Source organism: Christiangramia fulva (genome assembly GCF_003024155.1).
Lineage (GTDB): Bacteria > Bacteroidota > Bacteroidia > Flavobacteriales > Flavobacteriaceae > Christiangramia > Christiangramia fulva.
The window spans coordinates 3855454-3866772 of sequence record NZ_CP028136.1 but is presented as its reverse complement, the minus strand read 5'-3'; the positions used below and the strand labels follow the sequence as shown (position 1 = coordinate 3866772).

The window sequence follows — 11319 nt, the reverse complement described above, 5'->3', positions numbered from 1 at the left end:
AAAAAGCAACAGATGAAAGAAATTAAAGTTTTCGCTCCGGCCACGGTGGCTAATCTTTCCTGCGGATTTGATGTTTTGGGCTGCTGTCTTGACAATGTGGGTGACGAGATGATCATTCGCGAGAATGATCTAAATGAGGTGAGAATTACCAAAATTACTGGTCAGGATTTACCTATGGAAGCCGATAAAAATGTGGCTGGAGTAGCGGTTAAATCATTGCTGACAAGATTAGGCTCTGATAAAGGTTTCGATATCGAGATCGATAAAAAGATCCTTCCCGGCAGCGGCATCGGTAGTAGCGCGGCAAGTTCTGCTGGAGCTGTTTATGCGGTGAACTATTTATTGGGTGAACCTTATACTTTAAAAGAATTAATTCCTTTTGCCATGGCCGGGGAAATGCTTGCCAGTGGCAATGCTCATGCCGATAATGTTGCGCCGGCTTTGTTGGGTGGTTTTAGCCTTATCAGAAGTTATGAACCTCTTGAGGTAATCAGCCTTCCGGTGCCGCCAGATTTGAAAATGGTGATTTTGCACCCGCTTATTGAGATCAAAACCCGCGATTCCCGTTCGATCATCAAACAAAATGTTAGCCTGAGGAATGCCATTTCCCAGTGGGGAAATTTGGGTGCTTTTGTCAGCGCTTTATATTCAAATGATTATGAGCTTTTGGGCCGCAGTCTGAAAGATGAGATCGTTGAACCGGTTCGCTCTATTCTTATTCCTTATTTTTCAGAACTTCAGAAATTATCTAAAGAAGAAGGTGCTTTGGGTTTTGGAATTTCAGGTTCCGGACCTTCGGTTTTTGCGCTTTGTAAAGGAGAAAAGGTCGCGGAAAAGGTTCGGGATTCTATTCAAAATTTCTACTGCAAAAAAGGAATAGATTTCAATTTACATCTTTCCGGAATTAGTAATGAAGGAGTGAAAATTCTATAAACAAGTTACATGAAGTATTTCAGTTTAAATAACAATCAGCATAAAAGTAATTTTGAAGATGCCGTTATCAGAGGAATTGCCCCTGATAAAGGACTTTATTTTCCGGAAAGGATTCCTACCCTCAGCAAAGATTTTATCGATAGTTTGTTAGATCTTGGGAGACATGAGATCGCTTTTCAGGTTATTAAAGAATTTGTGGGCGGAGAAATTCCGGATGAGGAACTAAAAAAGATCATTTTTGAAACTCTTGATTTTAATTTTCCGGTGGTTCCTGTGGAAGATAATATTTCAAGTCTTGAGTTATATCATGGTCCAACGCTGGCTTTTAAAGATGTTGGCGCGCGATTTATGGCTGGCTGCCTTGGATATTTTATCAAAAAAGGGAATCATGGAAAAGCTACCGTTCTCGTTGCGACCTCTGGTGATACCGGTGGGGCCGTGGCAAATGGTTTTCTGGGGGTTGAAGGCATCGATGTAGTGATCCTATATCCGAAAGGAAAAGTTAGTGAAATTCAGGAAAGACAGCTTACCACCCTGGGCCAGAATATCACGGCTTTAGAAGTAGATGGCGTTTTTGACGATTGCCAGAGAATGGTAAAACAGGCGTTTCTTGATGATGAAATTCAGAAAAAAAGAATGCTTACTTCGGCAAATTCCATCAATCTTGCGCGCTGGCTGCCACAAATGTTCTATTATTTCTTTGCTTTTCAACAACTGCAACCGAAGAAGAAAAAACTTGTTTTTTCGGTTCCCAGCGGCAATTTCGGAAATATTTGTGCAGGCTTACTGGCCAGGCAAATGGGTCTGCCAATCGATCATTTTGTGGCTTCAACGAATGTAAATGATACGGTAACAGAGTATTTGAAAACTTCAGAATATAAGGCAAAGCCCAGTAAAGCAACGATTTCGAACGCGATGGATGTAGGTGATCCCAGCAACTTTGTGCGTATCCTGCAGCTTTTTGAAAACAGGTATGAGAATGTGAAAAATGCACTTTCATCCTACAGTTTTGATGACGAGGCCACGAAAAAGGCAATTTCAGAAGTTTATCAGAAAAGCGGTTATTTAATGGATCCTCACGGTGCCGTGGGTTACCTTGGATTAAAGCAGTTTTTAAAAGAAAATATTGATTTTGAAGGAGTTTTTCTGGAAACCGCTCATCCGGTGAAATTTTTGGAAACTGTGGAAGGAGTGATCAATGAAAAAGTTGAAATTCCGGAGCCGATCAGGAAACTGGAAAATAAACAAAAAAAATCCCTCCAGATCAGCAATTACGAAGACCTGAAAGGATTTCTTTTAGACTAAAATTAATATTTTACAATAATCACCTAATGATATTGATGTGTTTTTGTTCATTTTGGACTTTTTCAAAATATACCTAAAATTGGTAATTTTTTCAAGTTGAAAAATTACATCTAAATATGAATGAAGCTTAAATTTTCTTATTATCATCCAGATTTTCATCCCGGAAAATAATTACATAAGTAAGCATTATTCCGCCGGCAGCTGCGAGCAGAAAAAAGATCATCGCTAAGCCCGGATAGCCGAAAATAGTAAAATCTGAAGGAACCTGCATCAGCATTGAAGCCCCAATAATGGTCGCGGCAATGATAAGCCCCAGGGTAATGCGGTTCGCCACTTTTTGAAACCCGTCGGTAACCCGCTTTTCATCAATGGCATCGATCTCGATCTTCAGCTCATTATTGGCAAGGTTTTCTGAAATTCTGTTCATTCGCCCCGGCATTTTTTCCAGAAAATTTTTCGTCTCAAGGATCAATTCGAAGAAGTTTTCAGGTTTTAACTCGCTCAGCATTTTCTTGCGCATGATCCCGGTAACATTGTCATGGATCGCCATTCTAAGATCATAATCGGGATCAAGCATGGCTATTATCTGGTCAAGATTAAGAAGTATCTTCCCAAGAATATTTATTTCTACAGGAAGTTTAATATGCGTATTTACGGCCAGACGATTAAGCTGAATAAGAATTCTACCGGTTTCAAGATCTTTGGCCCGGCTGTCTTTACTTTCCATGATCACCTGCGTGACTGTCTTGGTAAACTTATGTTTATCTGACCATTCATTCTGTTCGCTCATCTTCAGCAGAACATCGGCAGCCTTTTCTCCATTGCTCTTGCTCATTGCCAGAAGAAGGGCAATTAATTGATCCTGTAAATGAGGGCTAAATCTCGCTACCATTCCCAGGTCTATCAGCGCGATCTTATTCTCCGCGGTGAACTTTATGTTTCCGGGATGGGGATCGGCATGTGCAAATCCGTCATTGATAATTTGTTGAAGGTAGGCTTCCACAAGCTCTTCGACCAGTTCAGAAAAATCACTTTCTATCTGGCGCAAAGGTGAAAGAGAAGTGATCTTCTTACCGGAAACAAATTCCATGGTGAGGACCCTCGTTGAGCTGTAGTCGTTAATGGGAGCCGGTACGATTATATGCTCATAATCCCGGAGATTTCTTTTTAAAGTTTTAAGATTCTGAGCTTCCTTTTTATAGTCGAGTTCATTAAGAAGTACATGCCTCAATTCGGCAAAAACCTCGTCCAGGGCATAAGTTTTGGCTTTTTCCAGGTGCTTTACGGCCATTTTGGTCATTTCATCAAGCGTTTCCAGGTCCTTGAGAAACTGATCTTTAATTCCCGGCCTCTGTACCTTTACTGCCACTGGTTGCCCTGAAAGTAATTCTGCGCGGTGTACCTGGCCAATAGAAGCGCTGGCAATGGGTTTTTCTTCAAAAAAATTAAAAGCTTTTGAAATTTTCGTTCCCAGTTCTTCTTCCACAATTTCTCTAACATCTTCAAAAGGAACCGGCGAAATATTATCCTGTAAATTTGCGAGTGCATCCAGATATTCGTCTGGCAGTAGATCGGGACGGGTAGATAGTAGTTGGCCCAGCTTGATATAAGTTGGCCCCATGTCTTTTAGATCTTCTACGAGTTCCTGCGGAGATTGCTCGAATTTATGTTCATTCCTTTCATCATCGTCATCATCGTAACCTTCGTCCATGGCAATGGCACTGGTTTTTCGAAAAATATCACTGTTCCAGTACTTTAGCATGAACCGGATGAATTTGTAATAACGCCTGATTTTTTCTGGTTTATGGCTCATTGGTTGTTCTGAATTTATATTGAATTTAAATTTAGGAAAATATTGCGCTATCGAAAAGTAAGCATGCTATTGAGATCGTTAATATTATTGGGATGTCCGAATAAATATAGGAGGTCACCCTGCTGGATTATTGTTTGAGGAGAAATTTCGGTAAGGTATTTCCTGTCGCGATGTATGGCCAGGACCGTAACCTGGTAATTTTTACCAATCCCGGCTTCCTCAATACTTTTTCCTACGATTTTGCGGGTATCCCTTTGCACTTTTATAGTTACAATCTCTTTATTGGGAATATTAAGATGCTGAAGGGCAGGCGCGTAAGGTTCTTTTTTTAAAGAAGTAAGCATCTCATAATCTGAAGATCTTACCTGGTTGATAAAATCCTGTATCTCATCAAAGGGCACAAGATATTTTTTGAGCACGCGGGTAAAGATCTCTATGGAAGTCTCAAATTCTTCCGGAATTACCTCATCAGCGCCCAGTTTGATGATCTCTTCAATTTCCCTTACATACCTGGTTCGCACGATCACGGTTGCTGTTTGGGTAAACTGGCGGATGTTCGTGAGAATTTTTTTCGTTGCATTGGCATCTGAAATGGCAATAACCACCACCCTGGCCTCCTGCACATGCGCGTGTTTAAGAATGGTGGGATTGGTGGCATCACCAAAGATGATGGGTTCTTTTCCGTTTTTTGCTTTTCTGAAGGTATCCGGATTTATATCGAGGATCACATAAGGAATTTTGGCATTTTTCGCTGCTTTTGAGATATTCTGACCATTAATTCCGTAGCCGATAACGATAAGGTGGTCGTGAAGGTTTTCTTCAGAAAATTCCTCTTCAGCTTTTGCATTTTTTTTGATGTTTTCGAGTCTTTTTCTAACCGCTGAAGAGATCGGAGCTTTTAAAATCGCATAGGTCCATTTTTCCGCATTGGAAATAAAAAAGGGCGTAATTCCCATACTGATGATCGAAATTGCCAGGAAATACTGATAGATATTTTCAGGAATAATATCACTTTCCCTACCCACACTGGATAATAAAAGCGAAAATTCACCCACCTGGAAAAGGCTGAAAGCTGCCATTAAAGTAGTTCGGAAGGGGTAACGCAATATTAAAACCGTTAGGCCAACTATCAGCATTTTCATGAGCACAACGCCAATTATCAGCATTAAAATGATAAAAAAATGCTCACCAAAAAACTGAAGATTCAGAAGTGAACCTACCGAAATAAAGAAAAAACTGATAAAGATCTCCCGGAACGGAAGGACATTTGCCGTAGCCTGATGACTGTAATCAGATTCTGAAATGATGAGTCCGGCGAAAAAAGCTCCTAAAGCTAAAGAAAGTCCTACTGTAGAAGTTAGCCAGGCAACCCCGAAGCACAAAACTACTACGGTTAGGATGAAAAGTTCCTGGTTTTTAGTTTTCACCACCCAGCCTAAAACTCTCGGGACAATATATTGCGCGAGTAGGTAAACAATGATCAGTACTGCGATGATCTTGATGGCCATTATGGCAACGGTACTCAGAATATTTGGTGTTTCTCCGGCCAGCAACGGCGTGAAAAGCATCATGGGGACCACGATAATATCCTGAAAAATTAAAATTCCCAGGCCTATTCGTCCATGTGGGGCACTTACTTCGCCTTTTTCCTGTAAAAGCTTAAGCACGATAGCCGTACTGCTTAAACTAAAAAGAAATCCGAGGAAAATTGCCGTATGCCAGTGTAATCCTGTAAAGTAGGAGATAAGAAAAGTGATGAGAATGGTGCCGCCCACCTGGATCCCTCCTCCAAGAAAAATAATTCTTTTTATAGAGGCCAGGCCTTTTAGCGAAAGTTCTATCCCGATCACAAACAACAGAAAAATGATCCCAATTTCTGAAAGTAATTCTACTTCCTCGCGGGAACTTATAAGGTTGAATGCATAGGGGCCGGCAATAATCCCGGCCAGGAGAAATCCCAGGATCGAAGGCAGCTTGATTTTCTGAAAGCCCAGAATGATAAAGATCGACAGGCCCAGAATCACAACTATATCCTGTAACATTGGGATTTCCATGCGGTGGTTGGTTTAGATTTGTTTTAAAGATAACAAGTTATCTTTTTTCGTTGCTTATGAAAACAAAAAAGCCGCCGAAAATTTTTTTCGGCGGCATTGTACTTATTTAAAATAAGGATTATCCTTTTAGCCAGGCGTGACGGATCTCGATCTCGTCTCCATCGGCATTTTGATTTTCAACCAGTTTTTTCGTTTTGTCCATGGGGGTTACAATCCTGCCTTCAAGTGTAATCTCTTTACCATCGCGAATTACAGTCATAGTGATAGGCGCATCTACGGTCCATGTTTCTGTTTCTTTTATCAGTTCAAAAATATTTTGACTAGTATATTCTTCACCATTTATATATTTCAGAACATCGCCACCTTTAACTCCAAGGCCTTTTAAAAAGGAATTGAGCTCAATATCATCCCGAAAATAGATATCTCCGGTTTGCCGATCGGCAAAAACGTAAGGAGTTTGGCCATTCAGGAAATAACCCACTTCACTCATAACCATTTCTTCTTCCAGTCCAGCCTTGGCAAAAAATTCATAATATGGAATAGGAGTAGTGCCGGTTACATATTTATCAAAGAAATCCTGAATTTGAGGATAGGTCAAATCTACAATGGTCGGAATTAATTCCTCATCGCTGAAAGGTTTATCCTTTCCGTACTTTTCACTGAGCTTTTTCATTAGCTCGAGCACTCCCATTTTTCCGCCGCTTAATTCACGAAGGCGGAGGTCAAGAGCCATTCCAATGAGTGCGCCTTTTAAATAGACATTATAATAATTGTCTTTATAAGGATCTTTGAGGATATTCCGGCTCATTTCAGTAAAAGACATGGAATTGTCAAAATGCCTGGAAGTCTGAATTTTTTCTACCATCCGGTCATAAAACTCCTGATTGGAGATTAGGCCCTGATTTACCTGGAACAAATTGGCAAAATATTCGGTTACTCCTTCGTACATCCATAAATGTTCAGACATTTTCGGATCGTTATAATCGAAATAATGGATCTCTTTGGAATGAATCGAGAGAGGCGTTATGGTATGGAAGAATTCGTGCGAAACTATATCGGTAAGGGATTCTTCAAGAGCCGGTTTTGTCATAGATTCTGAAAGTACCACTACTGTTGAAGTATGATGCTCTAAGGCACCAAAATTTCGTGCGTCAGGCTTATCTTCTTCCGCAAGGTAAAGCAGAATAGCATATTTATCGGTGGTATTGATATCACCCATAAATCGTTTCTGTGCCCTGATCATTCGGCTAACCGCAGGTTTAAGATCCTGTGCGCTAAACTTGTCATTGGGAGAATAAACATCCAGAATAACATCCATTCCCTGTGCGTCAATATGAACTGTATCCGGTTCGGCGTACATGATAGGATGATCGATCACCTCAAAATAACGATTGATATTGTAAATATCGGTTTTAGTATTTTCAGCGTCATCAGCCGTAGTAGTTGAAACTTTTAACGAAGTGCCGGGGATCAGATCAGAAGGCCTTTCAATTACCAGTTTATACTGTTTTTCTTTCATTCCTTTAAAATAGCCCACAAAACCGTGAAGATTTAAAAGGAAATTCTTATCCTTTAAAATATTTGTGCCGGCCATGGAATATAAGCCGCCTTCATTTTCCCAATCGAAAGAGTCATTCACCAGATAAGTCACCTTATCGAGATCTTTCGCATGGGTGATCATCCAGCTGTTTTCGTCGAGCTTTTTGAATTTCATTTCACGGCCTTTGTAGTCGAATGCCTTAAAATTTTCAGAAAACTTTCCGTAGTTATCGGTAGAATAGGTGCCGGGAACGGTTTTAGGAATAAAAAAAGTGGTGGTGTCGCTGGTAAACCTGTCAGGATCTACGCTTACCTGAACTTTATCATTTTGGACATCTACCAGATTGATCGTAGCAGTGATGGGCTGCTCCGGGGTGTTAACTTGCCGGGTCTTACAGGAAAACAGCATCATTGCCCCTGCAAGCCCCATAATTAATTTTCTCATAAAATTTGATGTTTTCAAGGTTAGACCTAATTAATGGGTAATTGTTACATAAAAAAAGCGCCAAACGGCGCTTTTTATTATATAGAATTTCAAATTTATACTCTCACGTGCCCTTCACCAAGTACATAATACTTATTCGTTACTAATTGTTTCAATCCTAAGGGACCGCGGTGGTGAAGTTTGTCGGTTGAAATAGCGAGCTCGGCACCCACGCCCATTTGTCCGCCGTCGGTAAATCGGGTGGAGGCATTGTGATAGACCGCAGCGCTGTCTACCTGTTCCATAAAAGTCAGGGCTTCGTCTTTATCGGTAGTGATAATAGAAGCTGAATGGCCTCCGGAATATTTGTTGATCTTCTCGATCGCTGCATCCAGGCCGTCCACCGCTCCAATTACGATCTTCATAGCGAGGAATTCTTCGTACCAGGTATCTTCAGAAGGGATTTTCTCTTCATCGGTCAATACTTTTGATACTTCCTCATCTACAAGCACAGAAACCTTATTATCGCGGAATAACTGCTGAAGTTCTTTCAATTTACTTTCATAATTGTTGATATTTTTATCAACCAGCACTTTATCTAAAGCGTTACAACCTGAGATTTTATCGATCTTGGCGTTCAGCATCACTTTTTTTGCTACCTCAAAATCGGCATTTTTAGAGACATATAAAAAGTTGTTCCCTCTACCGCTCACCAGAACGGCCCCGGTAGCATGTTCCTTAACAAATGCGATCAGACGTTCTCCGCCTCTGGGTACGATAAGGTCTAATTGTTCCGGCGGATTTTTCAAAAATTCCTGGGTTTGAGTCCTGTCGAGGTGTAAAAGTTTGATCCAGTCTTTACTGAGACCATTCTCTTCCAGTGCTTCATGCCAGCATTCTTCCAGAATTTTGTTAGAATTTATGGCTTCTTTCCCACCTTTGAGATAGATCTTGTTGTTGGCTTTAAAAGCAAGTACGGCCGCCTCGATAGTTACGTCGGGACGAGATTCGTAAATAATAAGAATATTCCCGAAAGGCGCTGTTTTGTTAGTGATGTCAAGACCGGTATCCAGGGTTCGGTGTTCAATTACTTTGCCTACAGGATCTTCCTGCTCCCTCACTTCTTTAACAGATTGGATCATCCCGTCAACTTTCTTATCATCCACGATAAGGCGGTCATACATGGCCTGATCGTCTTTACTAAAAGCGTCCAGATCTTTCTTATTGGCTTCGATAATTTCTTTTCGCCTGCGGTCAAGGATTTTCATCATGGACTGCAGGACCTTGTTTTTAACTTCTGATTTTATCAACTTCATTTCTTCGTTTCTTTAAGTTATTAATATTCTTTACGAGGTAAATTTTGTTCCCACCGATTTTCCGGCCATAATGTCCAGAATTACATTTTCGCGTTTTCCATTAGCGATATAGGTGGTAATATTTTTGGCTGCCGTGCCTTTGGCTATCTTGATCTTAGATTCCATTCCGCCGCGGCCTTCACCCTCACCTTTGTCAGATTCCTGAACGTATTTTTCAACATTTTCATCGATCTGCACCTTATTCAGTTTTTCTGAATCGTCATCTTCCGGATGTCCGGTATAAAGTCCTTCGGTATCACTTAAAATGATCAGTTTTTCAGCTCCTATCAATTCGGCTACAAGACTTGCCAGTTCATCATTATCTGAAAACATAGACATGGTCACCGAAACAGCATCATCTTCATTGGCGATAGGAATGATTCCTTCAGATAAAAGAGATTCATAACAATTGATCATATTTTCCCGGTGAATTCCCGGACTAAAATCTCTTTTGGTAGCTAGAACCTGGGCACAGCGCATTCCATAATCATGGAAAATGCCGTAATAATGCCTCATCATTCTTGGCTGTCCAACCGAAGAATAAACCTGTCGTCTTTTGCTGTCGTCTTTAATATTGATCTCGCCAAGAATTTCTTTCCCGGCAATTGCAGATCCAGACGATACCAGAACGGTAAGTATATCTTCTTCGTAAAGGCTGGCAATCTGGCGAACAAGGCTTTTTAATACCGGTCCAAGAATACGGTTATCCTTGTTGGTCATTACGTTTGTTCCCACCTTTACAACAATTCTTCTTTTTTTATCCATTTTGATCTTCTATGGTTTAACTTTTTTAGAATTATTTTTCTTCTCCCAGTTCAACAGCTCTGTCAAAAGCGGCATAGGCAGCTTCTTTTATGAGCTCTTTTACATTGTTATCATCCATTGAATCTAAAGCAGCACGGGTAGTCCCACCTTTAGACGCTACTCTTTCCATCCAGGTATCGGGAGAAAGGTCGTTGCGGTTAAATAGTTCTACCGCACCTTCGAAGGTCTGACTTACCAGGACGCGGGAATCATTTTTTGAGAATCCCATTTTTAAAGCGGCTTCCAGCATAGACTGCATAAAATAGAATACGTAGGCGGGACCACTTCCTGAAATTCCTGTGGAAGCGTCTATAAATTGTTCAGATTTTACATGGATTGACTCTCCTGTGGTATCGAGCAGATTGCGAACCATTAAAAGTTCAACTCTCGATACTTCTTTAGATTGGGTATAAGAGGTTACTCCTTTTCCCACCTGGGCAGGTAAATTTGGCATTGATCTCACCACTTTTCTGATCCCAAGTCCCTGTTGGATCTTATTAATGGTAACTCCTGCCATTAGAGAAACAAAAATTTGTTCCTCGTTTACCATGGGTTTCATTTCGGCGAAAAGTTCTTCACAATGATATGGTTTTACGGCAATAAAAACCATATCGGCTTTAGGAAGACACTCTTCAAGTTTTTCATATACATCAAAATGGTCAAGATCACGAAGTCTTGCGATGACATCGGCCGATTTATCGAATACCATTAAATTTCTGCGATTCAATATCGGAGATTTGGCCATTCCTTCGGCGTAAGTAAGACCCATGTTTCCTGCTCCAATTACTAATGTTTTCATTTTCTCTTTTTTGATTTATTTTCTGGTTTTAAACCTTTTGGCTGTATATGGCACAAAGACTGTGCGAAGCCGGCAGCCAATTCGGGTAAAATCTGAAATCTGGAAAAATATAAGCTTCAATTCTATAATAAAACATTAATAAAAAATTAAATTCTCATAAATTATCCTCAGTCATCTGTCATATATTTTTAAAAATCACAAAATTACGCTGGTGCTTTTTATGAGTTTCGCATTCAATTCATAAAACAAATAGGAGATCTTCAAAACCTAAATTGGCTCATATTTTTTTCTCC

8 protein-coding genes are annotated in these 11319 nt (G+C 40.4%); 2 read left to right on the top strand and 6 right to left on the bottom strand.

Translation table 11 applies throughout. The annotated features are described in order from the left end of the window. The first annotated feature begins 12 nt into the window (after positions 1-12). Both C7S20_RS17300 and thrC read left to right on the top strand, forming a co-directional pair. Complete coding sequence (locus C7S20_RS17300; protein WP_107014294.1) at positions 13-933, top strand: homoserine kinase; 921 nt, start codon at positions 13-15, stop codon at positions 931-933. A 9-nt stretch (positions 934-942) separates the two neighbouring features. Next, positions 943-2238, top strand: a complete 1296-nt coding sequence (thrC, locus tag C7S20_RS17295; protein WP_107013642.1) for a threonine synthase — start codon at positions 943-945, stop codon at positions 2236-2238. Between the two features lie 127 nt (positions 2239-2365). Here thrC and C7S20_RS17290 read toward each other — a convergent pair whose 3' ends face one another. The 6 genes from C7S20_RS17290 to proC all read right to left on the bottom strand — a co-directional run bounded on the left by C7S20_RS17290 (position 2366) and on the right by proC (position 11026). After that, positions 2366-4051, bottom strand: coding sequence for an ABC1 kinase family protein (locus tag C7S20_RS17290; protein WP_107013641.1), 1686 nt, complete (start codon positions 4049-4051; stop codon positions 2366-2368). Positions 4052-4098: 47 nt separating this feature from the next. Continuing rightward, positions 4099-6105, bottom strand: a complete 2007-nt coding sequence (locus C7S20_RS17285) for a monovalent cation:proton antiporter family protein (RefSeq protein ID WP_107013640.1) — start codon at positions 6103-6105, stop codon at positions 4099-4101. 118 nt (positions 6106-6223) lie between these two features. Beyond that, on the bottom strand, positions 6224-8089 hold the full coding sequence (locus C7S20_RS17280) for a M61 family metallopeptidase (protein WP_107014293.1): 1866 nt from the start codon (positions 8087-8089) through the stop codon (positions 6224-6226). A 95-nt stretch (positions 8090-8184) separates the two neighbouring features. Then, complete coding sequence (locus C7S20_RS17275) at positions 8185-9384, bottom strand: glutamate-5-semialdehyde dehydrogenase (RefSeq protein ID WP_107013639.1); 1200 nt, start codon at positions 9382-9384, stop codon at positions 8185-8187. Between the two features lie 30 nt (positions 9385-9414). Next, positions 9415-10188, bottom strand: coding sequence for a glutamate 5-kinase (gene proB / locus C7S20_RS17270; RefSeq protein ID WP_107013638.1), 774 nt, complete (start codon positions 10186-10188; stop codon positions 9415-9417). 31 nt (positions 10189-10219) lie between these two features. After that, positions 10220-11026: a pyrroline-5-carboxylate reductase gene (proC, locus tag C7S20_RS17265; RefSeq protein WP_107013637.1), complete on the bottom strand. Its 807-nt coding sequence runs from the start codon at positions 11024-11026 to the stop codon at positions 10220-10222. Positions 11027-11319: the final 293 nt, after the last annotated feature.

Excerpts from the sequence above, each read along its gene's own strand:
- proC (WP_107013637.1), bottom strand. The coding sequence starts at position 11,026 with ATGAAAACATTAGTAATTGGAGCAGGAAACATGGGTCTTACTTACGCC.
- thrC (WP_107013642.1), top strand. The coding sequence starts at position 943 with ATGAAGTATTTCAGTTTAAATAACAATCAGCATAAAAGTAATTTTGAA.
- C7S20_RS17300 (WP_107014294.1), top strand. The coding sequence starts at position 13 with ATGAAAGAAATTAAAGTTTTCGCTCCGGCCACGGTGGCTAATCTTTCC.
- C7S20_RS17290 (WP_107013641.1), bottom strand. The coding sequence starts at position 4,051 with ATGAGCCATAAACCAGAAAAAATCAGGCGTTATTACAAATTCATCCGG.
- proB (WP_107013638.1), bottom strand. The coding sequence starts at position 10,188 with ATGGATAAAAAAAGAAGAATTGTTGTAAAGGTGGGAACAAACGTAATG.
- C7S20_RS17280 (WP_107014293.1), bottom strand. The coding sequence starts at position 8,089 with ATGAGAAAATTAATTATGGGGCTTGCAGGGGCAATGATGCTGTTTTCC.
- C7S20_RS17285 (WP_107013640.1), bottom strand. The coding sequence starts at position 6,105 with ATGGAAATCCCAATGTTACAGGATATAGTTGTGATTCTGGGCCTGTCG.
- C7S20_RS17275 (WP_107013639.1), bottom strand. The coding sequence starts at position 9,384 with ATGAAGTTGATAAAATCAGAAGTTAAAAACAAGGTCCTGCAGTCCATG.